General features: G+C 69.7%; 26 protein-coding genes and 1 tRNA gene. 14 read left to right on the top strand and 13 right to left on the bottom strand.

Translation table 11 applies throughout. The features are described 5' to 3' along the window. Positions 1–9: 9 nt before the first annotated feature. From FE256_RS04260 to FE256_RS04290, 7 genes are read right to left on the bottom strand one after another with little or no spacing between them, the layout of a single operon-like run. On the bottom strand, positions 10–1,245 hold the full coding sequence (locus FE256_RS04260) for an iron-containing alcohol dehydrogenase (RefSeq protein ID WP_171024194.1): 1,236 nt from the start codon (positions 1,243–1,245) through the stop codon (positions 10–12). Next, positions 1,242–2,000 carry an SDR family NAD(P)-dependent oxidoreductase gene (locus tag FE256_RS04265; protein WP_138173112.1) on the bottom strand — a complete coding sequence of 253 codons (759 nt, stop codon included), beginning with the start codon at positions 1,998–2,000 and terminating at the stop codon, positions 1,242–1,244. Before FE256_RS04265 ends, FE256_RS04260 begins: the two co-directional genes overlap by 4 nt. Positions 2,001–2,014: 14 nt before the next feature. Then, positions 2,015–2,473 (bottom strand): acyl-CoA thioesterase, encoded by a 459-nt coding sequence (locus tag FE256_RS04270; RefSeq protein WP_138173114.1) that lies wholly within the window; start codon positions 2,471–2,473, stop codon positions 2,015–2,017. Next, a complete protein-coding gene (locus tag FE256_RS04275) occupies positions 2,470–3,255 on the bottom strand; it encodes an HpcH/HpaI aldolase family protein (RefSeq protein ID WP_212743472.1) in 786 nt (261 codons plus the stop codon). Before FE256_RS04275 ends, FE256_RS04270 begins: the two co-directional genes overlap by 4 nt. Then, positions 3,255–4,196 carry a cupin domain-containing protein gene (locus FE256_RS04280; protein WP_138173116.1) on the bottom strand — a complete coding sequence of 314 codons (942 nt, stop codon included), beginning with the start codon at positions 4,194–4,196 and terminating at the stop codon, positions 3,255–3,257. The genes FE256_RS04275 and FE256_RS04280 overlap by 1 nt, the downstream gene beginning before the upstream one ends. 23 nt (positions 4,197–4,219) lie before the next feature. After that, the gene (kce, locus tag FE256_RS04285) at positions 4,220–5,152 is read right to left on the bottom strand and encodes a 3,5-dioxohexanoate:acetyl-CoA acetone transferase (protein ID WP_138173118.1); all 933 of its coding nucleotides are present in this window, start codon (positions 5,150–5,152) and stop codon (positions 4,220–4,222) included. 8 nt (positions 5,153–5,160) lie between these two features. Further along, positions 5,161–6,165 (bottom strand): DUF6282 family protein, encoded by a 1,005-nt coding sequence (locus tag FE256_RS04290; RefSeq protein ID WP_212743473.1) that lies wholly within the window; start codon positions 6,163–6,165, stop codon positions 5,161–5,163. A 196-nt stretch (positions 6,166–6,361) separates the two neighbouring features. Between FE256_RS04290 and FE256_RS04295 the strand changes: the two genes are divergently transcribed. The 7 genes from FE256_RS04295 (at position 6,362) to FE256_RS04325 (ending at position 13,107) form a co-directional block, all read left to right on the top strand. Continuing rightward, positions 6,362–7,213: an IclR family transcriptional regulator gene (locus FE256_RS04295; protein ID WP_138173120.1), complete on the top strand. Its 852-nt coding sequence runs from the start codon at positions 6,362–6,364 to the stop codon at positions 7,211–7,213. A gap of 19 nt (positions 7,214–7,232) precedes the next feature. Further along, positions 7,233–8,111, top strand: a complete 879-nt coding sequence (locus tag FE256_RS04300) for an ABC transporter permease (protein WP_138173122.1) — start codon at positions 7,233–7,235, stop codon at positions 8,109–8,111. Then, positions 8,108–8,977: an ABC transporter permease gene (locus FE256_RS04305; protein ID WP_138173124.1), complete on the top strand. Its 870-nt coding sequence runs from the start codon at positions 8,108–8,110 to the stop codon at positions 8,975–8,977. Before FE256_RS04300 ends, FE256_RS04305 begins: the two co-directional genes overlap by 4 nt. 21 nt (positions 8,978–8,998) lie before the next feature. Beyond that, positions 8,999–10,126, top strand: a complete 1,128-nt coding sequence (locus FE256_RS04310) for an ABC transporter ATP-binding protein (protein WP_138173126.1) — start codon at positions 8,999–9,001, stop codon at positions 10,124–10,126. A gap of 110 nt (positions 10,127–10,236) precedes the next feature. Continuing rightward, positions 10,237–11,322, top strand: a complete 1,086-nt coding sequence (locus FE256_RS04315; RefSeq protein WP_138173128.1) for an extracellular solute-binding protein — start codon at positions 10,237–10,239, stop codon at positions 11,320–11,322. A gap of 3 nt (positions 11,323–11,325) precedes the next feature. Then, positions 11,326–12,339, top strand: a complete 1,014-nt coding sequence (locus FE256_RS04320) for a cyclase family protein (RefSeq protein ID WP_138173130.1) — start codon at positions 11,326–11,328, stop codon at positions 12,337–12,339. Positions 12,340–12,360: 21 nt separating this feature from the next. Then, on the top strand, positions 12,361–13,107 hold the full coding sequence (locus FE256_RS04325) for an IclR family transcriptional regulator (protein ID WP_138173132.1): 747 nt from the start codon (positions 12,361–12,363) through the stop codon (positions 13,105–13,107). Between the two features lie 114 nt (positions 13,108–13,221). Here the strand turns inward: FE256_RS04325 and FE256_RS04330 are convergent, their stop codons facing one another. Further along, positions 13,222–14,280, bottom strand: a complete 1,059-nt coding sequence (locus FE256_RS04330; RefSeq protein WP_138173134.1) for a zinc-dependent alcohol dehydrogenase — start codon at positions 14,278–14,280, stop codon at positions 13,222–13,224. Between the two features lie 138 nt (positions 14,281–14,418). On the opposite strand from FE256_RS04330, the gene FE256_RS04335 reads away from it, so the two are divergent. After that, on the top strand, positions 14,419–15,255 hold the full coding sequence (locus FE256_RS04335; RefSeq protein ID WP_138173136.1) for a universal stress protein: 837 nt from the start codon (positions 14,419–14,421) through the stop codon (positions 15,253–15,255). Between the two features lie 66 nt (positions 15,256–15,321). Here FE256_RS04335 and FE256_RS04340 read toward each other — a convergent pair whose 3' ends face one another. After that, the gene (locus FE256_RS04340; protein WP_138173138.1) at positions 15,322–15,858 is read right to left on the bottom strand and encodes a pyridoxamine 5'-phosphate oxidase family protein; all 537 of its coding nucleotides are present in this window, start codon (positions 15,856–15,858) and stop codon (positions 15,322–15,324) included. A gap of 162 nt (positions 15,859–16,020) precedes the next feature. Between FE256_RS04340 and FE256_RS04345 the strand changes: the two genes are divergently transcribed. The 3 genes from FE256_RS04345 (at position 16,021) to FE256_RS04355 (ending at position 19,234) form a co-directional block, all read left to right on the top strand. Next, positions 16,021–17,700 carry a sensor histidine kinase gene (locus FE256_RS04345; protein ID WP_171024195.1) on the top strand — a complete coding sequence of 560 codons (1,680 nt, stop codon included), beginning with the start codon at positions 16,021–16,023 and terminating at the stop codon, positions 17,698–17,700. Continuing rightward, a complete protein-coding gene (locus FE256_RS04350) occupies positions 17,697–18,332 on the top strand; it encodes a response regulator (RefSeq protein ID WP_138173142.1) in 636 nt (211 codons plus the stop codon). Before FE256_RS04345 ends, FE256_RS04350 begins: the two co-directional genes overlap by 4 nt. Positions 18,333–18,403: 71 nt before the next feature. Continuing rightward, the gene (locus tag FE256_RS04355) at positions 18,404–19,234 is read left to right on the top strand and encodes a universal stress protein (RefSeq protein WP_138173144.1); all 831 of its coding nucleotides are present in this window, start codon (positions 18,404–18,406) and stop codon (positions 19,232–19,234) included. 66 nt (positions 19,235–19,300) lie between these two features. Here the strand turns inward: FE256_RS04355 and FE256_RS04360 are convergent, their stop codons facing one another. Then, positions 19,301–19,765: a hypothetical protein gene (locus tag FE256_RS04360; protein WP_138173146.1), complete on the bottom strand. Its 465-nt coding sequence runs from the start codon at positions 19,763–19,765 to the stop codon at positions 19,301–19,303. After that, the gene (locus FE256_RS04365; RefSeq protein WP_138173148.1) at positions 19,762–20,607 is read right to left on the bottom strand and encodes a universal stress protein; all 846 of its coding nucleotides are present in this window, start codon (positions 20,605–20,607) and stop codon (positions 19,762–19,764) included. The genes FE256_RS04360 and FE256_RS04365 overlap by 4 nt, the downstream gene beginning before the upstream one ends. 185 nt (positions 20,608–20,792) lie before the next feature. Here FE256_RS04365 and FE256_RS04370 point away from each other — a divergent pair, with 185 nt between their 5' ends. Then, positions 20,793–20,987, top strand: coding sequence for a hypothetical protein (locus FE256_RS04370; protein ID WP_138173150.1), 195 nt, complete (start codon positions 20,793–20,795; stop codon positions 20,985–20,987). Positions 20,988–21,246: 259 nt separating this feature from the next. On the opposite strand, the gene FE256_RS04375 is transcribed toward FE256_RS04370, so the two are convergent. Continuing rightward, a tRNA-Ser gene (locus FE256_RS04375) sits at positions 21,247–21,337 on the bottom strand. 125 nt (positions 21,338–21,462) lie between these two features. Between FE256_RS04375 and FE256_RS04380 the strand changes: the two genes are divergently transcribed. Both FE256_RS04380 and radA read left to right on the top strand, forming a co-directional pair. After that, on the top strand, positions 21,463–22,416 hold the full coding sequence (locus tag FE256_RS04380; RefSeq protein ID WP_138173152.1) for an L-lactate dehydrogenase: 954 nt from the start codon (positions 21,463–21,465) through the stop codon (positions 22,414–22,416). Between the two features lie 159 nt (positions 22,417–22,575). Then, entirely contained in the window at positions 22,576–23,943 is a 1,368-nt protein-coding gene (gene radA, locus FE256_RS04385; protein WP_138173154.1) for a DNA repair protein RadA, read from the top strand. A 178-nt stretch (positions 23,944–24,121) separates the two neighbouring features. On the opposite strand, the gene FE256_RS18350 is transcribed toward radA, so the two are convergent. After that, positions 24,122–24,480 (bottom strand): hypothetical protein (locus FE256_RS18350; RefSeq protein WP_212743474.1); only part of this gene is annotated, 359 nt, incomplete at its 5' end.

Below are 24,480 nucleotides of genomic sequence, written 5' to 3' on the forward strand. Positions count from 1 at the left end.
CTTTCTGGGTCAGACGAGACGAGAGCGGTCGCCGTCGTACGCGGCGTCGAGGATGCGCTCGAGGAGGTCGGGGGTCGCCTCCCGGCTGGCGAGCGCGGCCAGTCGGGTCACGCCGGCGGCGAGCTGCGCGATCCGGGGCAACTGCGCCCGCGTGACACCCAGGTCGGCGAGCGAGGCGGGCAGCCCGATGGCGTGGCAGATCTCGGCGAGACGGTCGATGGCGGCCTGAGCGTCGTCCGCTTCGGACCCGCTCGCGACGTCAAGGGCGACGGCCATCTCCGCGAGCTGGGGCGACGTCTCGGCGCGGCACGCCTGCAGCACGTACGGCAGCATGAGACCGGTCCCCAGGCCGTGCGGCGTATGGGTCATCGCTCCGATCGGGTATTGCAGCGCGTGGGAGAGATGCGTTCCCCCCGACCCGAACGCGAGGCCCCCGAGCAGACTCCCCCACGCCATCTGCTCGCGCGCCTCGCGGTCGGCGCCGTCCGCCACCGCGCGCGGAAGGGCACCCCCCATCGCCCACAGGCCGTCCAGCGCGAACAGCGCGCTCATCCGGTTGCGTCCGACGAAGATCGGGAGCCGCTCCGCCCACACCGGCTCACGGCGGACCGCGGTGAAGGACTCCGCGCAGTGCACGATCGCGTCGATACCCGAATACGCCGTCACCCGCGCGGGGACGCCGGTCGTGAGGTCCGGGTCGACGATGGCCACACGGGGGACGAGAGCGGCATCCGACACCCCCACCTTCAGCTCGCGTTCCGGATCGGACACCACGGCGACGGGCGTCGCCTCCGAACCCGTGCCCGCCGTCGTCGGAACGGCCACGATCGGCAGCACCGGTCCGCGCACCCGGTTCTCGCCGTAGTAGTCGGAGAGAGGGCCGGGCTGGGACAGCAGAAGCGCCACGAGCTTCCCCAGGTCCAGGGCGGACCCGCCCCCGTACGCCACGACGACGTCCGGTCGCCAGCCGCGCGCGGCCTCCGCGGCGGCGACGACATCGTCGACGGGCAGTTCCGGAACGACATCGGCGTGCACTCGGACGGTGACCCCCGCCCCCTCGAGCGCGGCGAGCGACTCGGCGAAGGAATCCGTCGTGGCCAGGAACGGGTCCACCACGACGAGCGCGCGCCCACCGAGCTCGGCGACGGCCGCGGCGAGCGAGGCTCGCGCTCCCCTGCCGAAGTGGATGGCATCCGGTGCCCGCACGACTCCGTGGGCGGAAGCGACGTGATCATGGGCGCTCACGCGGTCATCCCCCCTTCGACGGGAAGCACGACACCGGTGGTGTGACTCGACCGGTCGCTGAGAAGCCACGCCGCGGCGTTGGCGACCTCGACCCCGGTTCCGATTTTGTGCAACGGCATCGTGGCGAGGCGCCTGTCCATCGCGTGCGGGTCGTCGGCCAGCATCGCGTCGATCATGGCCGAGCGGGTCGGGCCGGGCGCGACGGAGTTGACACGGATGCCGAGGCCGCCGTTGTCGTGCGCGGCGCTCCGGGTGAGCCCGATGACGGCGTGCTTGGTCGCCTGATAGGCGCCGAGACCGGTGTTGCCCTTGTAGCCGCCGACGCTGGACGTCGTGACGATCGAGCCGAAGCCCTGGACCCGCATGACGCGGAGTTCTTCGCGCAGACAGAGCCACATGCCCTTGACGTTGACCTCCATGACGCGGTCGAAGTCCTCCTCCGAGACCTCGTGGAGGAGCCCGAGCTGGCCGATGCCGGCGTTGTTGAAGGCACCGTCCAATCGTCCGTAGCGGGACACGGTCTCGTCGACCATCAGGGCGACGTCCGCCGGCGACGTCACGTCACCGACCACGAGGTGGACCTCGTGTCCATCGGAACGCAGGTCGTCGGCGATCTCCTCGAGGGCGTCGGCGGACCGCGCCGCCAGCACGAGCCGCGCACCCTCCTCCGCGAAGACGCGCGCGGCCTCGCGTCCGATACCCGTGCTCGCACCGATCAGGAGCACCGCTTTGTCGTTCAGCAATGGTGTGTTCATCAGGTTCTCCTCCGTCAGTCTCGGAAAGCGAGCGGCTCGGCCCGATAGGGGGCGAGGTCCTCTCGCTCGGTGCGGGTCAGGTCGCGCGGTCGATGCCCCCCGATGTCCATGATCACCAGGGTCGTTCGAGCACGCGCGTACTCGAGGGCGGTGTCGTCGGAGAGCAGGCGGCAGTCGATCGTGAGCGATCGGGTGCCGATCCGGGACAGCCACGCCTCGGCGCGGACGCCACCCCCGGTATAGGGCATCTCCGAGGTGTACTCCACGCGCTGCGCAGCCGTCACGGTGAAGGTCCCCCTCCCCAGCACCGCGAGTGCCGGCGCCCGTCCCGGGGGTGCCTGCGCAGGCTTGTCGGGCAGGCCGAACAGGCGGATGCGGGCCTCTTCGACGAGTCGCGCCACGGCGACGTTGTTGACGTGCCCGTACTGATCGGTGTCGGCCCAGCGCACCTGCAGCATCGTGCTCGGGATCACCGGCGCACCGTCCTGCCGGCGTCGACGGCCGCCTTCGCCGCCGCCCCCAGCAGACTCGCGTCGTTGCTCATCATGGTGAAGTCGAACCCGGTCCGCACCGCCGATTCGACCGAAGTCGCTGTCGCCCCTCCGGCGTTGCCGATCGCCACCCCCGCCGCGTGTGCGGCGCGGACGACACCGGACACGAGATCGACCACCGTCGCATCCGTCTCGGAGCGCCCCAGACTCGTCGAGAGATCGGCTGCGCCCACGAGCAGAGCGTCGACGCCGTCGACCGCCGCGATCGCGCCCGCCGCGGAGGCCGCGTCCGCGCTCTCGATCTGAGGGATCAGCACCACTTCTTCGTTGCCGTACCGGAGATACTCCTCGCGGGACAGTGCGCCCCAGGCGCCGGCCCGGCTCGTCGACCCCACTCCCCTGCTCCCGCGCGGCGCGAAGCGCACCGCGGACGCCGCCGCGCGGGCATGCTCCACGGTGTCGACGTGGGGAAGCATGATGCCTTCGGCGCCGGCGTCGAGCACGCGTTGCACGATGCCTCCGTCGAGCGAAGGCACGCGGACGATCGGGGCGACCCCGGTCAACAGCGCGATTCCGATGTGCCGGTGCATCGTCTCGAGGTCCATGGCGGAATGCTCGAGGTCGATCACGGCGAAGTCGAAGCCCGCGAGGGCGACGAGCTCCATGCTCTCGACGGCGGGCAGCTTGACCCACGTCCCCAACGGCAGGGCGTCCTCGCGTGCGAGGGCGGCACGGAACAAGCTCCGTCTCCGCATCGCGCTCATCAGTACCCCTCCGGGATGCCGAGCCCCGGCCGCGCCGGGTAGTCGGCGGCGTTGAGGACCCAGCCCGACGCGGAGAAGTCCGCGCGCGGCGGCGAGAAGATGTCGATGAGCTGCTGGTGCGGCCCGACGCCCTGCGTCGTGTGCACGGTGGGCGGGGGGATGACGCAGATCGACGGCGTGGCGATCTCGCGACGCTTGTCCGGACGCCACCGGGTCGAGTCGGGGCCCCAGGGGTAGCGGATGTGGTGGACGAAGCGGCCCTGGACCGCGAGCGAGATCTGCTCGAAGTCGTCGTGGAAGTGCGGGGACAGCTTGCGCGGATCACGCGGCTCGGGCTCCTCGGCCAGGAAGTTGACCATGAGGTTGGAGGTCCGGAAGATGCGCCCGAAGCGGCCGGGCGCGATCGGGGTGTCCGCGAGGCGGTACACCCGCAGGCGATACCCGTCGACCGGATCCGGCCACTGTCCGAGCGGCGCCGCGCGCAGGTCAGGTTCGGCGTACGCGTCCGCGTTCAGCGCGGCGGTGCGCAGATCATCGGCGACGACCGAGAAGAGTCGGATGAGGATCCCGTCCTCGAGGATCTCGATCGCGGAGTCGCCGGGCGGCACCACCACGAAGGCCTCCTCATCGATCTCGGCGGCATCCGATCCGGCACGCACGCGCAGCGGCGCGCTCCCGGAGTACTGCAGAACGGCGTACTCGTCGGGCTGGTGGACACGGGGAAAGACGTCGCCGGCTTTGGCGGTGGTGTACGCCACCACGAGCGTCGCGCTGCGCGCGAGCCACGTCCTGCTCCCCCGGGGCGTCGTCTCGGACGGTTCCCGGGTGAGGAACTCGATCCACTGGGACGCTTTGATCGGTGTCGACGGGTCGACCTCGACGGTGGGGGCGGTCTTCTCGAGCGTCGAACGGATGTCATCCGCCGCGTATTGCTTGTGCATGGTGGTCCTGGATGTCTCAGCGGTCAGAGGGTGACGCCGGCCGCGCCCTTGAGGGCGAGCATGCGGCGGGCATCGTCGGGGGTGGCGATCTCGCTGCCGAGGTCCTCGACGACGGCGCGGATCTTCTGGACCTGTTCGGCGTTGCTCCGGGCCAGTCGTCCTCGGCCGATCCAGAGACTGTCCTCGAGCCCGACCCGCACGTGTCCGCCGAGCCAGGCCGAGTGCGTCGCGAATTGCATCTGCGCGCGCCCCGCCGCGAACGCGGAGAAGAAGTACTCGTCCCCGAACAGCTTGTCGGCGATGCGCACCATGTGCTCGAGGTTGGCGTGATCGGCTCCGATGCCGCCCAGGATGCCGAAGACCCCCTGGATCATGAACGGCGGTCGGGCCAGACCCTTGTCGACGAAGTAGGCGAGCGTATAGAGGTGTCCGATGTCGTAGCACTCGAATTCGAAGCGCGTGCCGCGCCCCTCACCGAGTTCGCGCAGCGTCTGCTCGATGCGGTCGAAGCTGTTGATGAACGGGTGGCTGTACGTGCCCAGCACGTACGGCTTCTCCCAGTCGTGCTTCCACGTCGTGACCTTGTCCGCGATGCCCGAGTACACGAAGTTCATCGAGCCCATGTTCAGACTCGCCAACTCCGGGGCGAACCGGTTGGCCCCGGCCAGCCGCTGTTCCATCGTCATCTGCGACGATCCGCCGGTCGTGATGTTGATGACGACATCGACCTGCTCGAGGATCCTGGGCACGATCTGCTCGTAGATCTCGGCCTCCCAGGCCGGGCGCCCGTCGGGGTGACGGGCGTGCAGGTGGATGATCGCCGAACCCGCGGCAGCGGCCTCGAGGGCGGCCTGCACCACCTGATCGGTCGTCAGCGGTAAGTGGTCGCTCTGCGAGGGGACGTTGACGCTGCCGGTGACGGCCGTGGTGATGATCACCTTCTCCGCGATGCGCACGGGGTGTCCTACGCCTTGCCCTGCGGGGCACCCGACCACGGGAGGACGCGGCTGCCGGTCTGCTTCTCCGGCTCGGGCGAGTCCTCGAGGCCGAGGAGGTAGGCGGGGTTGTGCACGATCATGCGGCGGATGTCCTTCTCCGAGACGCCGTGATCGAGGAGCGCCTGCACCACGTAGAGGTAGCCCTCCGTGGGGGGCGGATTGTCACGCTGGCCGAGATCGGAGTCGATAACGGTGCGCTCGGGGCCGATCCGATCGATCCAGTCCAGGAGTCGGGAGATCGGCCATCCGGGCGCTGGGACGCCCGGATGGTACATGGACATCTCGTGCTCGACGTAGGCGCCGTAAGAGAGGATCTCCTCCACGTCGTGCCCGTCGGCGCCGATGATGAAGTCGGGGTGATGCAGGAGGAGTCTCTTGACACCGTTCTCCTGCGCGGTCGCGAACCAGGCCTTCTGCGACTCGACGTCGAGGTGACCGCCGGTGAGGAGGATGTCGGCCTCGGCGACCAGCTGCGTGACGCGGATGCTGTCCGCCGAGACGTCGCCGTTCGCGTCGAAGATCGATTCCTCGCGCTCCTCCAGGTCGGACCCCGTCGTGGGGAACCCGTCGTCGTGGCTGTGCGCATCGATGTGCTGCTTGGCCGACACCGTCGGCGCCCACACGGCACGTCCGCCCATCTGGATCGCGACGGCGACGGCCGAGGGGTTGATCCCGCCCACTTCGGAGTTGAGCGCGACACCTCCGTAAGCCGGCGTCGGGGCGTCGCGCAGGAGATCGCGCATCGCCAGCAGATCCATCACGGTGTTGTGGTGGTGCGACTTGATCAGGATCGCGCGCATTCCCAGTCGCGCCGCATCGTGCGACGCCTCGACGTGGTTCAGTCGTCGGGGGAACGGGCTGGGGCCCGAGTGGGTGTGCAGATCGACGGCGCCGTCGATGACCTTCAACAGCGCCGCCGTCGGCGCAGTAGCCGTGTAGGACGGAGTGGCATGTGCGTCTGACGTGGACATCGGACGACCTCCCGTTCGTATTGTGAGTAGTGGCGTTCACGATATGACACACATTCCGGTTTGTCCACCGTGAATGTCGGCGGTCAGAAAAGCGGGATTTCCCCTCTTGACACCTCCGGCGCCCAGGCCTAGCGTTCATAATCTGAATGGTTCGCCTGTAATGCGAACGCAGTGATCACTCGATGAGGAGGTGGGCATGGATCTCGACGTCATCGGCGACGCGGTGGCATCCCCGACGCGGAGCGAGAGGATCGTGCCCCCGTCCGGGAACCCGATCCCGACCGCGCACCCCGCTCCCGACGAGGAGACCCGATCGCCGCTTCCGGATGCCGAGAGGGGGGCGATCCAGTCCATCGACCGGGCCTCGGCCGTTCTCGCGCTCCTGGACCAGAACACCCGCGCCCTGACCCCCGCGATGGTCGCGGAGCGCCTCGGCCTCAACCGGTCGACCGCGCACCGATACCTTCAGTCCCTGCAGGGAGCCGGATTCCTCGACGCCGGTTACGGCCTGGGCCCCCTGTTCGATCAGCTCGCCGCACTCATCTCGGGGCGCCAGCAGATCCTCGGTATGGCCCCCGCGATCATGCGCGAGCTCTCCGACGCGACCGAGTCCACGTGCGTGCTGAGCCTTCTGGGAAGGACGGGGGCGGTCGTGACCCTCGTCGAGGAGGCGCACCGGGGCACGATCATCCTCACGGTAAGGGTCGGCACGAACCTCGAAGTGCGCGCGGCGCAGTCCCGCGTCCTCCTCGCCTTCCAGAGCGACCCCGAGATCGTCAGCCGCGCGCACTCCGGCCTGGGGCTCAAGGAATCGGCGCACGAAGCCGCCGAGCTGTCCCGCGTGCGCAAGGACCGCCTCGCCTGGGGCGATCTGGGGCGCGTCGGGCTGTCGTCCGTGGCGGCGCCGGTTTTCGGCGCGCACGACACCCAGGCAGCCCTCGCCCTCATCGGCACGAGTGCGATGCTGCCGCCCCGGGAATCCGGATCGCCGAAGGTCCGGCTGCTTCGCGACTCCGCCGACCGCCTCAGCACACTTCTCGCCCCATGAGCCGTCCCGGGAGAGGACAATGACGACATCACACCCCCGACGACCACGAGCAGCCTGGCTGCTCCTGGTGCCGGCGCTGGCCCTTCTCGCGGGAGTGCTCCTCCTCCCCCTCGGGCAGAGCTTCGTCCGCAGCATCCAGACCCCACCCAGCGCAGGGGGGACGTGGTCGCTGGACAGCTACGCGCACCTCTTCACCGACGGCGTGACCCTGACCGTACTCGGCCGAACCGCCGCCACGGCCTTCGTCGTGACCGTGGTCGCCTTCGCTCTGGGCTACCCCTATGCGTACCTGATGACCCGGGTGGGCGGAACGACGCGGGCCGTGATGCTCGTGATCGTCCTCATCCCCTTCTGGACCTCGGTCATGGCCCGCAACTTCGCGTGGCTGACGATCCTCCAGCGCGGTGGACCGGTCAGCACCGCCCTTTCATGGATCGGGCTGGGCGACGTCCAGCTCGTGGGATCCCCCATCGGTGTGACCATCGCGATGAGCCAGGTCCTCCTCCCGTTCATGGTGCTGCCCCTGTTCTCTTCACTGGGGGGTATCGACCGTCGACTCCTCCTGGCTACGCGCGGACTCGGGTCGACCCCGTTGGCCGCCTTCTGGAAGATCTACTGGCCGCTGTCGCGTGGCGGAGTGGTGGCAGGTCTCATCCTGGTGTTCACGTTGAGTCTCGGCTTCTACGTCACTCCCGCACTCCTGGGCTCGCCTCAGCAGTCGCTCATCGCGCAGCTTCTCGCACAGCGCACCACACAGTTGCTCGACTTCGCCGGCGCGAGCGCGCTGGGCATGCTCGTCCTCGTCGTCACGCTCGTACTGGTCTGGTGGGCCAACCGCGTGGGCGGAGCGGTGTCCGCGATCGGTGTCGTCGCTACCTCAGGGGGGACCCGGTCATGACCGCGGCAACCGCACAGAACGAACCCGCCGTCGAGACGGCGACGCTGACCGCGGGCCGGCCCGGGCGGCGTCGCCGCGATCGCTCCGTCGATCCGATCCCGTGGTGGCTCATCGTGATCGGCGTCGCCGTGGCGCTCTACTTCGTCCTGCCCACGATCTTCGTGATCCCGATGAGCTTCGGCGGTTCGGGCAGCTTCCAATTCCCCCCGCGGGAATGGTCGCTCGACCTCTATCGGAACTTCTTCACCAACCCGAAGTGGATCGGGTCGCTGGGCAACTCGCTTCTCGTGGCGGTGCTGGCTTCGCTCCTGGCGACCGTGGTGGGAACCGCGGCCGCGGTCGGGCTGTACGCCTTGTCCGGACGCCTGGCCCAGTTCCTCCGCACCCTGCTGATGGTGTCGATGGTCACACCGGCGATCGTCGTGGCAGTCGCCGTGTACATCAGCTTCCTGCAGTGGCACCTGGTCGGGTCGGTCTGGGGGTACGTCCTCGCCCACGCCGCTCTCGGCGTTCCGTTCGTGCTGGTCTCGGTGACGAGCTCGCTCGGAGGGTTCGATGCAAGGCTGCTGCGCGCTTCGGCTTCCCTGGGCGCATCGCCCGCGCGGACCTTCCTCCGCATCACGCTGCCCCTGATCGGGCGCGGAGTGCTCACGGGGGCGATCTTCGCCTTCGTCACGAGCCTGGACGAGGTCGTGATCGCCCTGTTCCTGCGCTCCCCCACGTTCCAGACCCTGCCCGTGCAGATGTACACCGCCGTCACCGTCGAAGTCGATCCGACCATCGCGGCCTCGTCGAGCCTCGTCGTGGTCACGGTGACCCTGCTGCTGCTCGTGCCCCTCTTCGTCCGTCGAACGCGGCGTCGCTAAGCCGCCCAGAAGGAGTCACCGATGACCATTCAGAGCCGCACCGCCCCCGCGCCGACGCGGACCCGGCGGGGCACCGAGATCCGCCTACAGGACGTCACGAAGCAGTACGGGGCCCACCAACCCGCCGTCGACGCCATCTCGCTCACGATCGCTCCGGGCGAATTCATGACACTGCTCGGACCATCCGGCTCGGGCAAGACGACGACCCTCAACCTCATCGCCGGTTTCGAAACACTCACCAGCGGGGCGATCTCGCTGAACGGAGCCGACGTCGGGGCCCTGCCGCCGCACCGACGGGATCTGGGGATGCTGTTCCAGAGCTACGCGCTCTTCCCCCACATGACCGTCGCGCAGAACGTGGCGTACCCGCTGCGCGAACGACGGATGCCGCGGGACGTGATCGCCGAGAAGGTCGCCGCGGTCCTCGAGCTCGTGCAACTCACCGGGCGGGACGACGACTATCCGCAGCAGCTGTCGGGGGGACAGCAGCAGCGCGTCGCACTCGCGCGTGCGATCGTCTTCGACCCCAAAGCGCTGCTGCTGGACGAACCGCTCGGAGCCCTCGACCGCAATCTGCGCGGCGCGCTGCAGACCGAGATCCGTCGCATCCACCGGGAGGTGGGGTCGACCTTCGTCTTCGTCACCCACGACCAAGAGGAAGCGATGAACCTCTCGGACCGCATCGCGCTGTTCAACGCCGGTCACATCGAACAGGTCGGTACGCCCGAGCAGCTCTATCGCGAGCCGGAGACGCTCTTCACCGCGCGCTTCCTGGGCGATTCGAACGTCTTCCCCCTCGAGGGCGGTGTCGGCGACGGTACGACCGGATGGGAAGGACACACGTGGCACGTCGACCCCGCGTCCGTGTCCCGCCATCGCGGGGTCCGCTCGCGGGCCGCGGTGATCGTCCGCCCCGAGGACGTCCGCCTGGCGCGTACGCCGGACCAGATCCCCGAAGGCGCCAACCGCGCGCCCGCTCGAGTGACCGACGTCGAGTACATGGGCTCGTATCGCACCGCGATGCTGGCGTTCGGCTCGGGCGAGGCGAGGGGTCGTGCACGCCTCGACGCCGTCGAGGCCACCGTCTCTCCCGGCGACGACGTCATCGCCTGCTGGCGCCCCGAGCGGCAGCGCGTCGTCGCCGTCTAGACCTCGCGGCCGCACAGCGTCCGCGACCCATCGACGGCTGGGACTCCGTCGACAACTCCCGAAACCGTTTCGGGCACGCAGCAGTACATACGAATCGGAGGTGGACAGCGATGTCCCAGACCACAACCATCCGCCGGCGCAGCACCGTCACCGCGGTCGGCGTCCTGACGGCGATCGGCCTGCTCGCCGGCTGCGCCGGCTCGTCGGCACCGACGGAGCCCGGCGCGGACGCGCCCGTCACCATCACCTACGTCGGCTACGGCGGCGCGGGACAGGATGCGCAGATCGAGGCGTGGCAGAAGCCGTACACGGAGGCGCACCCGAACGTCACCTTCGTCAACACGTCGCCGCCGGACGTCGCGCAGGTCAAGGCCCAGGTCGACGTCGGAGCCGTGCAGTGGGACGTCGTCGCGACCGCTCCGTACGCCGCCGAGCAGAACTGCGACACGCTCTTCGAGCCCCTGGACATCACCCTCTCCGTTCCCGAGGCGGATCTGGCACCCGGTTCGATCGGCAAGTGCTACACGGCGAACTGGATCAACGCGACGCCGCTGGCGTATCGGACCGATGCCTTCCCCAACGGCGGGCCCAAGACCGTCGAGGACTTCTTCGACGTGGACAAGTTCCCGGGTACCCGAGGAATGGTCACCAATCTGCAGAACGGGATCCTCGAGTACGCCGCCATCGCCGGGGGCGCCGACCCCGAGAAGCTCTACCCGCTCGACGTCGACAAGGCTCTGGACGAGCTGGACACCATCCGGTCCTCGACGACCTTCGCCCCCAATGTCGGCGCGTTGCAGCAGGCCGTGTCGGCGGGACAGGTCGACATGTTCTTCCTTCCCGACTCCCGTATCGTGCCGCTCCTGCAGGAGGGGACCGATGTGACCGTCGTGTGGGACGTCACGGTCGCCTCGATCAATGCCTTCGCCGTCCCCAAGGGATCACCTCACAAGACGGCGGCCGAACAGTTCCTCGCAAGCGTCATGGAGCCGGGCCCGGTGGCGAAGATCTCCGAGCTCCTCGGGGTCGCCCCGATCAACGAGGCCGCGCAACCGAAACTCGACGAGTTCACCTCCCAGGTCGAGGTGTACAACCCCGCCACCAACGCGGGGACCACCGTCCTCCAGGACATCCCCTGGTACACGAAGAACTTCAACGACGCGTCCACGAAGCTCACCAACTGGCTCGCGGGCTGACCGATGAGCAAAACGCCCCCCGCCGGACGGGGATCCCGGCTCGGCGGGGGGCCCCGCCCCGCGTACGACGACCTCCCCGACGGCACGAGCTGGGCCCACTTCGGTCCCGAGGACGAACTCGGCACCACCAACTTCCTCTCCCCCGATCGCGCCGCCGCCGCTGCGCAGCTCGTGCGCACGGGCCGCTGGTTCGGGCTCGACTACCCGATCGACGCGTTCGAGCCCTACCCGACGGGGACGCGCCGGCCGATCGAGCATCATGTGTTCTCCAACAACGAGTTCCATCGGGACGACTGGGTGGATTCCTTCTACCTGCAGTCGTCGTCGCAGCTCGACGCTCTCCGCCACATCGGCCAGCCGGGCCGGGGCTTCTACGGGGGACTCGCCCCGGAGCACAACACCGGCGATTCGACGGCACTCGGCATCCACACGTATGCCGACGCGGGGATCGTCGGCCGCGGTGTCCTGCTGGACGTGCCGAGGTATTTCGCCGCCGAGGGCCGCTCCTACAGCAGCGACAGCACGATCGCGCTCGATGCGCCGCTGCTCGACGAGATCGCGCGCTCCCAGGGGGTGACCTTCGCGGGGGGTGATCTGCTGCTCCTGCGGACCGGATGGGCAGAGACCTACCTCGCGAAGAGCCCCGCGCAACGAGCGACCGCGCCGTGGCGACTCAGCCCGGGTCTCGCGCAGAAGAGGAGCGTGCTCCGCTGGCTGTGGGACAACGAGATCGCCCTGGTCGCAGCCGACAACCTCGCCGTCGAGGCCGATCCGGTGATCGAGAGCGACTTCCGCTCCGCAGACGATCGGCCGCCCGAGCGCGGCGTCGACCACGCGGGCATGCTGCACCGACCGCTCATCGCCCTACTCGGAATGGCCATGGGGGAGCTCTGGCGACTCGACGAGCTCGCCGCGGACTGCGCAGCAGACGGCCGATACGAATTCCTCCTGACCGTGAAGCCGCTCCATCTCGTCGGCGGCGTCGGCTCACCACCGAATGCGATCGCCATCAAGTGATGCGGATGATTGACTTGGCCCATGCGCAGCAGCACCACCCCGAATGCGGATGATCGAGGACCGATCCAGTCGATCGACCGCGCCGCGGCGGTGCTCGCCCTCTTCGACGAGAACACCCACGCCCTCACTCCCGCACTCGTCGCCGACCGCCTCGGGCTGAACCGTTCGACCGCTCATCGCTATTTGCACGCGCTGCAGACGGCGGGGTTTCTCTCCGCGGGAAATGGGCTGGGCCCGCTCGTGGACCAGCTCGCGGCCCTGGTCTCCACCCGGCAGCAGCTGGTCACTCTCGCGCCGCCCGTGCTGCGCCGGCTCTCCGACCGCGCCGGCCTGACAGCGGTGCTCAGCCTGCCGGGGCGAGGCGGGGCGATCGCCACACTGGTCGAAGAGGCCCCCGACGACACCATCCTGCTCACCGTGCGCCCGGGCACCGTGCTCGAACCCCGCGCCGCACAATCCCGCATCCTCCTCGCGTACCAGACCGACCCGAACGCCGTCGCGCGCGCGCTCGCTGCCTTGCCCCCCGCCGAAGCCCGAACGGAACAGGCCGAGCTCGCCAAGGCACGCCGGGACGGGCTGGCGTGGGCCGATCTGCGGCGCCCCGGGCTGGAGTCGGTGGCCGTACCCGTGTTCGGCGGTGGCCATGACGCCGTGGCCGCGATCGGCCTCATCGGCACGACCGCGCTCCTCGTCGGCGACGAAGCAGCTCCGAGAATCGACGCCCTCCGTGCCGCCGGAGAGGAATTGAGTTCTCTGCTCGCCCCCTGAGTCCGTGCGCATCCGATTCGTGGCGCACGGTGCTCACTCTGTTCCTCGACGCGGCGCGTTCGCCGGGCTCTCGCGTCGTGGGGTCGCGACCGACGCCCGTATGAAGCCCCTGCTCTACTCGGCGGCGTCCGCAACCTTCGCGACGGGTACGAGATCGGCCGTGTGGTAGGCGAAGACCAACCGGGCGGGCACGCTTCCCGCCAGCACCTCGTCGACCGAGCGGTTGACGTCCGCGAGGTCGCGGGTCTCGGTGATCACGCGGGTGCGTCCGAGCGCGTGCAGGGCGAACACCTCGGCGAGATCCTGACGGGTACCCACGATCGAGCCGATGATGCTGATGCCCTTGAGCACGGTGTCGAAGATCGGGACGGTCAGTTCGCCGCCCGCAGGCAGCGACACCAGCACGAGTCGGCCTCCGCGGTTGAGCGAGTCGAACGCCTGCCGGAACACCGCGGGAGCGACGGCCAGAACGATCACGGCATCCGCTCCTCCGTACTGCCGGATCGCCTCCACCGGATCCGTGGTGAGCGCGTTCACCACGTGATCCGCCCCCAGTTCGGAGGCGAGCCGCAGCTTGTCTTCGGTCACGTCGACGGCGACCACCTTCGCCCCCACGAGACGCGCGTACTGCACGGCCAGATGACCGAGCCCGCCGACGCCGAACACCGCGACGGTCTCGCCCGGCGTGATCCGGGCGTTCTTGACGGCCGCGTACGTCGTGACGCCCGCGCAGGTCAAGGGCGCAGCGTCGAGAGGAGTCACACCGTCGGGCACCGGGACGGCGAAACGCGCGTCGGCGAGCATGTATTCGGCGTACGCCCCATCGACGCCGTAGCCGTTGTTGAACTGCTGCTCGCACAGGTTCTCCCGCCCGTCGACGCAGTAGCGGCACTCACCGCACGCGTGGCCGAGCCAGGGCATCGCGACGCGCTGCCCGACCGTGCGGGAGGTCACCCCGGCGCCGAGCTCCTCGATGATGCCGACGCCCTCGTGCCCGGGAACGAGCGGGAGACCGGGCTTGACCGGCCAGTCCCCGTTCATCGCGTGGATGTCGGTGTGGCACAGCCCGCAGGTCTCCAGCCGGACCAGCACCTGTCCCGGACCGGGGTGCGGGATCGGCCGCTCCTCCACTGCCGCGGGCGAACCGAACTCTTGGACGACTGCTACTCGCATGACCTCTCCTTCGATCGTGGCCTCCCTCGAGTCTTCGCGGTCGGGGACCGCGTCGGCGGGTCGAAGGTCCCGCCGGACGCGATCGGCCGGCGGCAGAGTGGGCCGTAGCCGACGAGCGGCACGAGCAGAGGAGCGATCATGAGCGAGACCATTGCGGTCGGTGTGACCGATGCATCGGGAGCCCGGAGGGCCCTCCAGTGGGCGATCGAGCGTGCGGTGGCACGACGGGAACGGCTGTTGCTGGTGTCCGTCGTGGGGTCCGGAAGAGGGGTCGGTGGCGAGGAGCCGCTCCTCGACCATGCGACGCAGGTGACCGAGGCGATGCTGGAGTCGGCGGCGGCGCAAGCGCGCTCGGCCGGGGCGACGACCGAGACACTGCTCGAGCGGGGCGATCCCGTCGCCCGGCTCCTCGATGTCTCGCAGCGGGTCGACCTGCTCGTCCTCGGCAGCGACTTCGCGCACGGCGGCTCTCACCTGCGCGGCGTGCGGGGCGTACGGATCACCGCCGCGGCGCACTGCCCGGTGGTCGTCGTTCCCGACGACGCCGGAGACGGACGCACCGGAGTCGTGGTGGGGGTCGACGGGTCGGAGTCGTCGGAGAAGGCCGTCGCTTTCGCCGCAGCGGAGGCGGATCGTCTCGACGAACCCCTGACCGCGGTGATGACGTGGTCGCCCGTTCCCGTGCCGTTCGAGATGGAGACCTATCCGCCGGGATATCTCGAGCGCATGCAGGACCTCACGGCGGAGGCTCTCGCGATCTCCCTCGCCGGGCTCCGGCAGGACTACCCCGACCTCACGGTGCACACCGTGGTCGAGTCCGGATATCCGGCGGCGGTCATCGCCCGCACGGCTCACCGCGCGCGGCTGCTCGTCGTCGGGAGCCACGGGCGCGGAGCGATCGCTCGCTTCCTCCTGGGCTCGACCAGCCAAGCGCTTCTGGATCAGTTGCCCACGGTCACCGCCGTCATCCGGTGAGCGCCTCGGCGATCCGCCGGCGAGGGCCCCACGCCCCGCCGGCGGATCCGTGGTCTTCCGAGCCGGTCAGTCGTCGTTCAGCGGCGTGAAGCTCGGGATCGGGTGCGGGCGTCGCCCGGCAGGGGGAAGCGACTCGGCCGTCGGAACGATGATCCGCGCACGCATCGGCGCCTCCGATTCATCGCTGCCGTGCTCCGGGAATCGGCGCCCCGTCACGCTGCGCGCATGAAGGCGGATGACGTACGGCTTGGGCGTCGGGCTCATCGAACGCAGGTCGGTCTCTCTGCTGGTGCGGATCTCCGCGTCCGCATCGACCCGGGCCGCTTCTCCGCGCAGCACGACGCTCCACCGTTCGTCGCCGTCCTGCCCATCGACTTCGAACGCGACCGTCGGGCGCGCCCGCAAGAAGCGCAGCTTCGCGTCGTTCGCGCTGCGGATGTAGAGGACGCCGTCGCGACTGGCGAAGTTCACTGGGTAGATCCGCGGCTCCCCGGCAGCGTCGATGAGCGCCAATCGTCCCAGGCGCTGGGTCTCGAGCAGCCGCCAGCACTCGGAGGTGCTCAGGGTCGCGACGGATGAGGCGTCGGTCGGCTCGTGGCTCATGATGGCCCTCCTTCCTCGAGTACACCGCGGAAGGTGGCATCCGGGCGGGTCGAAGGTCCTGCTGTCCTGGTCAGCAGGCGAACTCGGTCGTAGATTGGACTCCGGAAGAGGGGGCCTCCGATGACGCGCGAAGACCACCTATCGTTTCCCGACGCACCTCGGGTGGAACTGGACGAAGCGATAGCGGAGCTGATCGCCCAGGCCGAGCGCGTGCGGTCTTCGCAGGGACGTCTGCGCGGGCTCTTGCGCGCCGTCGAGACCATGGTCGGCGAGATCGAGCTGCCCGTCGTCCTGCGTCGTGTCGTGGAGGCAGCGGTCGAGCTGGTCGATGCCGAGTTCGGCGCACTCGGCGTCATCGGAGCCGATCGGTCCTCCCTCGATCAGTTCATCCACGTCGGGCTCGCTGCGGGGGACGCTGCAGCCATCGGTCATCTTCCCCGCGGCCACGGCGTCCTCGGGGCGCTCATCGCGAATCCCGAGCCGATCAGGCTGGTGCATCTCGACGCCGATCCGCGCGCCGCGGGATTCCCGAGCCACCATCCGCGGATGGACTCGTTCCTCGGGGTGCCGATCACGGTTCGCGGCGACGTGTTCGGCAACATCTATCTGACCAATGCGCGTCGGGGGTCCTTCTCCGCCGAGGACGAGGAGCTGCTCCGGGCCTTGGCGTCGACGGCGGGATTCGTCATCCAGAATGCGCGCCTCTTCGACGAAGCACGCACCCGCGCGGCGTGGATGACGGCGACGGCGGAGTTGTCCGCGGCCATCCTCTCGACCCCACCGGACAAGGTCTTCGACCTGATCGCGGGACGCATCGTGGACCTGTCGGCGGGCACGCGGGTGACGATCGTTGTCCCCACCGACGAGGTCGACGTGCTGCGCGTCGCCGCCGCCCGCGGGCCCCACGAACTCGACCTGCTCGGCACGACGTCGATCGACTCCGGCAGCATCGCGGCGAGGGCGATGGAAGACGGCGGCGTCCGAGTCGCGACCGCGCCGCACGTGTCGAGCCGACCGGATCCGACCTTGCTCACCGTGGATCAGGAGACCGGACCGGCCATGGCCGCGCCGATGCGCACGCGCCAGCGTACGTGGGGTGCGCTCACCGTCGCTCGCGCACCCGGCGAGCGCGAGTTCACCGCGCTCGAGCTGGAAGTGCTGGGCGATCTGTCCTCCCAGGCGAGCATCGCGCTAGAACTCTCGCGCGCGCGCAGCGAACAGCACAAAGCGATCCTCAGTGACGAGCGTGCGCGGATCGCACGGGATCTGCATGACCACGTCATCCAGCAGATCTTCGGATCGGGTCTCACTCTGCAGTCGGTGGCGCTCACTCTGGACGACCCCCGCGACCGGAGCCGCGTCGATCAGGTCATCGGCCAACTGGACGATGCGATCGCCCAGATCCGCACCGTGATCTTCGCGATCTCCACCCGAGACGGCAGTTCGCTTCGCCATCGACTCATCGATGTCGTCGCAGAGCTGTCGGGGGCGCTTCGCCGACCGCCCGCCCTGCGATTCGCCGGCCCTGTCGACAACACCATCACCGGGCCGCTGGCGGAGGATGTCGTGGGGGTGGCTCGCGAGCTCCTGTCCAACAGCGTGCGGCACGCGCGGGCGCACACCATCTCGCTCGATGTCGGCGTCACGGAGCGGGAGGTGTCGATCATCGTCACCGACGACGGCACGGGCATCCGCAGCGACCGCCGGAGCGGTCTTCACAACCTCGCCGAGCGCGCGGGCGCCCGCGGCGGTGCCCTCACGCTCGATACAGGCCCGGACGGTACCCGCGTACAGTGGCGGGTCCCGCTCGACGGACACGACACGGAGGAGTCAGCGCCATGACGCGTGTTTTTCTCGTCGACGACCATGAGATCGTGCGGAGGGGGCTCGCCGACCTCATCGACGACGCCGCTGATCTGGAGGTGGTGGGCGAGGCGGGCACCGTCCGCCATGCGCTGGCCCGCATCGAGGCCGCTCGACCCGACGTGGCCGTCCTCGACGTCCGGTTGCCCGACGGCAGCGGAATCGACCTGTGCCGGCAGATCCGCTCGTCGATGCCCGAGGTCGCGTGCCTGATCCTCACGGCGTACGACGACGACGCCGCGACGTACGCCGCCGTCGTCGCGGGGGCGGCGGGGTACCTGCTGAAGGACATCGCCGCCATGCGCTTGCTCGAAGACATCCGCGCCGTCAGCACGGGCCGCTCGCTGATGCGCACCGCCGCGGCCGCCCGCGCGGCGTCGAGCCTGCGCGAGCGCTCCCAAGACGAGGATCCGCGACTGGGCTCCCTCGGTCTCCGCGAACGTCAAGTGCTCGCCCTCATCGCGGACGGGCTGACCAACCGCCAGATCGGCGAACGACTCGGCCTCGCGGAGAAGACCGTCAAGAACTACGTGTCGTCGTTGCTGACGAAGCTGGGGATGGAATCGCGCACGCAGGCGGCCGTCTTCCGACTGGGGCACCCCGAGCTCTGACCGCGGGACCTTCTGCCCACCGTCCGCTCAGCGGCCCTCCTACGCTCGGGGCATCCGGAGGGAGTGAGGCCATGGAGCGGGTGGTTCTGGGGTATGACGGCAGCCCCGAGTCGGATGCCGCGTTGGAGTGGGCCGCTTTCCGAGCCCGCTCCGAGCAGACAGAGGTCACGGTCATCCTGGTGACCAACATGTTCTCGTCCGACCGCAAAGAAGCTGACAGGGTCCTGGATGCCGCGGCCCGGCGGTGGCACAGCCTGGTTCCAGGCATCCCGGCGAATGTGACGCGAGTCGACGGGCTCATGCCCACCACCCTGACGAAGGCCGCGCGTGACGCGGACCTGCTCGTCCTCGGGATTCATCCGGGATTCCGGATGCGGACGATACTCAACGGGTGGGCGCCCCTCCGCATGGCCGCCCGCTCCCGGATCCCCACGGCACTCGTTCCGGCCGAATGGTCCGCGACCGACGACCCCGTGACCGTCGGCGTGGATGACGACGACTCGTCGACGACGGCTCTCCTGTTCGCAGCCGAGACCGCCGTTCGGCTCCGTGTGCCGCTTCGCGTGATCCACTCCTGGCTCATGGGCAGTCCCGAAGGAGGCGGGCACTCCGCCGTGCGGCTGAGCCCGCACCAGGTCGCCGCGGAGCACGAGCGGATCCTGGAAGCCGCTGTCGCCCGCGTCCGCGAGCGGTATCCGGACGTCGCCGTCTCTGCGGAGCTGGTGAGGGACAACCCCACGTCGGCGCTGACCCGGGCCGCTGAGCGCAGCAGCACGATCGTCATCGGCACGCACGGGCGCGGCATCGTCGCGGGCGGATTCCTCGGATCGATCGGGTTGGATCTCGTCGGCGCCCTCCGCCGCCCGATCTGCGTCGTGCCGGGCGCCCGCCCGTCGATGTAGCACGGCGAATCGTGCTCGTACAGCAGGGGCGGCCGTCGCGCCGCGTCCGCGAAGAGAGGCGGCGGGTCAGCCGCGTTGCGCGCGTCGCGTCCGGGGCGGGGTCCGGATCAGCCCCGGGACGCCGGCCCGCGTGAGCACATCGGAGTCGATGAGCACCGCCGCCACCTGGACGAGCGCGATCACGAAGTAGACCGCTTGCAGGACCGAGAAGGGGATGTACATCATCTGCACGAAGATCCACACGAACATCACCAACCCGGCGACCGCGGACACGAGGGGTGCCCCTCTCGACGCGCGCAGCTGCATCACGGAGGCCAGTCCCTGAAGCCCTCCGAGGAACAGGACGAGCACGAGGCCGGGAACGAGATACGAGGAGAAGGGCGAACCCTCGAGGTAGTCCGCCGCCGGCTCCCACGTCGAGGCGAAGCCCGAGTCGAGAGCGCCGAGGACGAGGATCGTCCCGCCCGCGATCGCCGTCAGCGAGACCATCGCGTGCAGAACGACCAGCAGCCAGCGCACGGCGCGGTTCACCGTCCGGCCCCCTTCGCCGGAAACCCCGCCGAGGGTGCGACCACGATGGGGCACCCCGCGCGCCAGAGGATGTCCTGAGCGACGGACCCGAGGTACCCGCCGGCGAGAACCCCTTCGCGGTGGGTGCCGATCACGATCATCGTCGCGGTCGGGGCGTGCTGCAGAAGAGCGTCGGCCGGGTGCGAGCGCACCAGATCCGATTCGACGTGCACACGCGGGAAGCGGCTCTGCACAGACCTCGTGGCGGCGTCGAGCGTGTTGCGATGCTCCTGAAGGAGCCGGTCCGGCCTCACCAGCAACGCCGCGGAGCCGTCGATCTCGGGCTCCGGCAGGTGCCAGGCGTGCACGATCCGCAACCGGCGCGACGTCTCATCCGCTTCCCTCGCCGCGAACGTCAGCGCCTCCTCCGACGACGAATCGTCGTCGAGGCCGACCGTGACACTGCCGTCTCGTGGCGCCCATCCGACGGGCACGATGCAGACGGGAGGCACGGTGCGCGCGATGACACGGACCGGAAGCCACCCGCGGAGTGCCGTCCGCAGCGGATGATCCGGGTCCACACCGATGACGAGGAGATCCCTGCCGGCGGACAGCTCGCCGAGCGTTCGTGCGACCCCGCCCTCGGCGGCATGGAACCGCACGTTCTGCTCCGGCGCGGCCGAGCGGAAGGACCGCTCCGCGTTCGCGAGAACGTCCTCGTCGGACTGGCGGTGGGCCGTGGCATCCGACACCACGTGCACCACGTCGACATCGGCGGCGTGGGCCGTCGAGCGGTGCGCCACCCAGGCGAGCGCGGAACGTGCCGCGGCACTGTCATCCACGCCCACGACGATGTTCTCCATGGGAGCCTCCTCGAGCCGTGCCCTTGCTCCGCACTCTACGAGCGACCCGCGGACGGGTGCGGGTCGAAGGTCCCACCGGGCGAGTGCCCGGTCCGCGGCCGGTCCGGTCACTCCCCGCGGCGACCGCGATGAACTGGGGAGGACAGCACAACCGTGCAGGCTGTAACGGACGAGAGGAGAACGTCATGCGCCATGGAGATCCCTTCCGCACGTACTTCGTGACGGTGATCGTGGTCGCCGTCCTGAGCATCGGCCTCGGCCTGCTCATCGGAGGCCTGACGGGTCACTACGTGACCGTGTTCTTCGTGCAGCTCCTCGTGGCCGGCCTCCTGGCTGCCTGGTACGTGAGCATCAAGAAGCGCGTCGTTGCGCAGAAGTAGCGACGTCCTCACCAGCAGGGCCTCGGGCGTTGGCTCGGGGCCCTACTGCGTGCTCGCCGGAAAGAGACGGCCCCCGCCGCCCTCTGGCGGCATGGGGCGGCATCGTGAAGCGTCAGCCTCACGCGCCGGGGCCGCCGGACACGTGCGCGTGAACGATCGCAGCGGCGCCGCCGGTGAGACGCAGCGCGAGACACCTCGCCATGTGGCAGAACGAAGGCCCCGAGTCCCTGCATTTCTGCGGGATTCGGGGCCTTCGTGGTGGCGGTGACGGTGGGATTTGAACCCACGGTAGGGGGTTACCCTACACAACTTTTCGAGAGTTGCACCTTCGGCCGCTCGGACACGTCACCGCCGACCAGCTTACGACACTCGGCGGGATGCCGCGAATCGATGCGGGCAGAGGCCGTGGCATCCGGTCGTCCATCGTCGAAAGACCACCCTGGTCGAACCCCGGTGACGGTGCCAGGATCGAGACATGAGCGTGATCGAGAACTCCAAACTGACCGTCGTCGGCGCGGGGAGCGTGGGGGCCAGCGTCGCGTACGCCTCCCTCATCCGCGGCTCGGCCCGGCACGTCGCCCTGTACGACATCGCCGAGGCGAAGGTCGAAGCCGAGGTGCTCGATCTCGCCCACGGCACGCAATTCACCGGATCCAGCGACATCACCGGCGGCAGCGACGTCTCGGTCGCCGAGGGCTCGCACGTCGTCGTGATCACCGCCGGCGCGAAGCAGAACCCCGGCCAGACCCGCACCGAGTTGGCGGCGACGAACGCGGGCATCATCCGTCGCATGATGCCCGACCTGCTCGAGGTCGCCCCGAACGCGATCTACGTCATCGTCACGAACCCGTGCGACGTCCTCACCGTCCTCGCGCAAGAAGCCACCGGCCTGCCCACGCAGCGGATCTTCGCGTCGGGCACCGTGCTCGACACGTCACGACTGCGCTGGAAGATCGCGCAGCGCGCGGGCGTGGCCACCTCGAGCGTGCACGCGTGGATCGTCGGCGAGCACGGCGACACGGAGTTCCCCCTGTGGTCGACCGCCACGATCGGGTCGGTTCCCATCACCGAATACGACCTCCCGGACGGCACGCGCTTCGACGAGGCCGAACTGGATGCCATCGCGGTCGACGTCCGCGACGCCGCCTACAAGGTCATTCGAGGGAAGGGCGCGACGAACTACGCGATCGGGCTCTCCAGCGCCCGCATCGTCGAGGCGATTCTCCGCGACGAGCACGCCATCCTCCCGGTCAGCACCGTGCTGCAGGACTTCCACGGCATCACCGGGATGGCGCTGTCGGTACCGTCCATCGTCAGCGCGAAGGGCGCGAGGCCGGTCGCCGGCACGCCGTTCTCCGCGCGGGAGTTGACGCTCCTCCGCCGGTCCGCCGACGCGCTCACGACCGTCGCCGACTCTCTCCGCGACTGAGCCCGGGCGGGTGCGGCGACCGCGCGATAAACGCTCGTCGTGGTGAGGAACGCCCTGACGCCGCGTGTCTCGACAGGAATGGCGTTTGTCGGGCACGGGCGGCACCGGATGCCACGACCCGGAGCCAGCGATGTCGGAGGCCCCGCGTAGCCTGGGCCCATGGCATCCCGTCGTCCCGCTTCCGCTCCCGCCCCATACCGGTGCACCGAGTGCGGCTGGACGACCCTGAAGTGGGTCGGCCGATGCGGCGAGTGCCAGTCGTGGGGCACCGTGGTCGAGGCCGCCGAGCAGACGGGCATTGTCCGCTCGATCGTGCCGGTGGCCCCGGGCGCCGCTCGTGCGGCCCGGCGCATCACCGAGATCGACACGCAGGACGCCCCGCGCCGCACGAGCGGAGTCGGCGAGTTCGACCGGGTGCTGGGCGGCGGCATCGTCCCCGGTGCGGCCATCCTGCTCAGCGGTGAGCCGGGCGTCGGCAAGTCGACGCTGCTGCTCGAGGTCGCCGCACAGAGCGCTCACGCTGGTCGCCGCGTGCTGTACGCGAGCGGGGAGGAGTCCGCGGCGCAGGTGCGCTTGCGCGCCGAGCGCACGGGGGCGCTGCACGACGAGCTGTTCCTCGCCTCCGAGACCGATCTCGCCACCATCCTCGGCCACGTCGACCAGGTCGAGCCGGGGCTCCTCATCGTCGATTCGGTGCAGACGATCTCGTCGGCACACAGCGACGGGGCCGCCGGGCAGCCGGCGCAGGTCCGCGAGGTGGCATCCGCGCTCATCCGCGTGGCCAAGGAGCGAGGACTGCCGATCATCCTGGTCGGTCACGTGACCAAAGACGGTTCGATCGCCGGACCCCGCATCCTCGAGCACCTCGTCGACGTGGTCTGCCACTTCGAGGGCGACCGGCAGACGTCGCTGCGCTTCGTGCGGGCGCTCAAGAACCGCTTCGGCCCGACCGACGAGGTGGGCTGCTTCGACATGACCGGCACCGGCATCGCCGAAGTGACCGACCCGAGCGCACTGTTCCTCGGGCAGGGCGAGCCCGAGCCGGGCACGTGCGTCACCATCGCGATGGAGGGGCGGCGTGCGCTGCCCGTCGAGATCCAGGCACTCGCCGTCCGCCAGACGGCTCCCAACCCCCGACGCATCGTGAACGGGGTCGACGCGTCGCGCGTGGCGATGGTGCTCGCCGTCCTCGAGAGCCGCATGGGCCTGACGCTGTCCGACCGCGACGTGTACGTCTCGACCGTGGGCGGGGTGCGCCTCATCGAGCCCGCCGCCGACCTCGCGATCGCGATCGCGGTCGCCAACGCGGTCAAGAACCGCAAGGTGTCCAAGCGGCTCGCCGCGATCGGCGAGCTGACGCTGACCGGAGAGATCCGCAACGTCACGCAAGCGGCGCAGCGTGCGTCCGAGGCGAAGCGCCTCGGCTATCACACGGTGCTCGACGCCTCGTCACGCAAGCTGGCCCAGGCGCTGAACGAGCTGCAGGTCCGCGGGGCGCCCCGCGACGACAGCGAACCCGGGTTCTGATCGGTCGGGAACGACCGAAGCACGGAGTCCGATCGAACGGCGGCTCAGCGGCCGGGAGGTGCGGACCGACGACGGCGGTGCGGCGACGTGAAGCCGAGCACAGCGGGGATGACAAGCCCGGCGGCGCACACGGCGCCGGCGATCAGGTACTCCATGCCCCGAGTCTTGCACGGGCGCCTCACCCGCGCGAGCCGGGCAGCTCACCCGTGGAGTGTCGCGCCGCGTGGGGCGCCGCGGTCGCGGCATCCACCGCCCGTCCAGCCACCGCCCGGCGGCGCACAACTCCTGCAGAACCGGCCTGCCACCCACCCCACCGGAGCCGAGGGGCGAGAGAGCAGGAGTTGTGTCGGCGAACAGCGGGCAGCGCGGCATCCACCCGCCCGTCCAGCCACCGCCCGGCGGCGCACAACTCCTGCAATACCGGCCTGCCACCCACCCCGCCGAGCCCGAGGGGCGAGAGAGCAGGAGTTGTGTCGGCGAACAGCGGGCGGCGCCGCATCCACCCGCCCGTCCAGCCACCGCCCGGCGGCGCACAAC

Source organism: Microbacterium sp. 5K110 (genome assembly GCF_005774735.1).
Taxonomy (GTDB): Bacteria; Actinomycetota; Actinomycetes; order Actinomycetales; family Microbacteriaceae; genus Microbacterium.

Bases quoted from the DNA above. Each gene is read 5' to 3' on its own strand.
- FE256_RS04290 (WP_212743473.1), bottom strand. From the start codon at position 6,165: ATGTCCACGTCAGACGCACATGCCACTCCGTCCTACACGGCTACTGCG.
- FE256_RS04305 (WP_138173124.1), top strand. From the start codon at position 8,108: ATGACCGCGGCAACCGCACAGAACGAACCCGCCGTCGAGACGGCGACG.
- FE256_RS04330 (WP_138173134.1), bottom strand. From the start codon at position 14,280: ATGCGAGTAGCAGTCGTCCAAGAGTTCGGTTCGCCCGCGGCAGTGGAG.
- FE256_RS04310 (WP_138173126.1), top strand. From the start codon at position 8,999: ATGACCATTCAGAGCCGCACCGCCCCCGCGCCGACGCGGACCCGGCGG.
- FE256_RS04340 (WP_138173138.1), bottom strand. From the start codon at position 15,858: ATGAGCCACGAGCCGACCGACGCCTCATCCGTCGCGACCCTGAGCACC.
- FE256_RS04265 (WP_138173112.1), bottom strand. From the start codon at position 2,000: ATGAACACACCATTGCTGAACGACAAAGCGGTGCTCCTGATCGGTGCG.
- FE256_RS04320 (WP_138173130.1), top strand. From the start codon at position 11,326: ATGAGCAAAACGCCCCCCGCCGGACGGGGATCCCGGCTCGGCGGGGGG.
- FE256_RS04380 (WP_138173152.1), top strand. From the start codon at position 21,463: ATGAGCGTGATCGAGAACTCCAAACTGACCGTCGTCGGCGCGGGGAGC.
- FE256_RS04315 (WP_138173128.1), top strand. From the start codon at position 10,237: ATGTCCCAGACCACAACCATCCGCCGGCGCAGCACCGTCACCGCGGTC.
- FE256_RS04325 (WP_138173132.1), top strand. From the start codon at position 12,361: ATGCGCAGCAGCACCACCCCGAATGCGGATGATCGAGGACCGATCCAG.
- FE256_RS04335 (WP_138173136.1), top strand. From the start codon at position 14,419: ATGAGCGAGACCATTGCGGTCGGTGTGACCGATGCATCGGGAGCCCGG.
- FE256_RS04300 (WP_138173122.1), top strand. From the start codon at position 7,233: ATGACGACATCACACCCCCGACGACCACGAGCAGCCTGGCTGCTCCTG.
- FE256_RS04365 (WP_138173148.1), bottom strand. From the start codon at position 20,607: ATGGAGAACATCGTCGTGGGCGTGGATGACAGTGCCGCGGCACGTTCC.
- FE256_RS04350 (WP_138173142.1), top strand. From the start codon at position 17,697: ATGACGCGTGTTTTTCTCGTCGACGACCATGAGATCGTGCGGAGGGGG.
- FE256_RS04295 (WP_138173120.1), top strand. From the start codon at position 6,362: ATGGATCTCGACGTCATCGGCGACGCGGTGGCATCCCCGACGCGGAGC.
- FE256_RS04355 (WP_138173144.1), top strand. From the start codon at position 18,404: ATGGAGCGGGTGGTTCTGGGGTATGACGGCAGCCCCGAGTCGGATGCC.
- radA (WP_138173154.1), top strand. From the start codon at position 22,576: ATGGCATCCCGTCGTCCCGCTTCCGCTCCCGCCCCATACCGGTGCACC.
- FE256_RS04280 (WP_138173116.1), bottom strand. From the start codon at position 4,196: ATGCACAAGCAATACGCGGCGGATGACATCCGTTCGACGCTCGAGAAG.
- FE256_RS04370 (WP_138173150.1), top strand. From the start codon at position 20,793: ATGCGCCATGGAGATCCCTTCCGCACGTACTTCGTGACGGTGATCGTG.
- FE256_RS04275 (WP_212743472.1), bottom strand. From the start codon at position 3,255: ATGAGCGCGATGCGGAGACGGAGCTTGTTCCGTGCCGCCCTCGCACGC.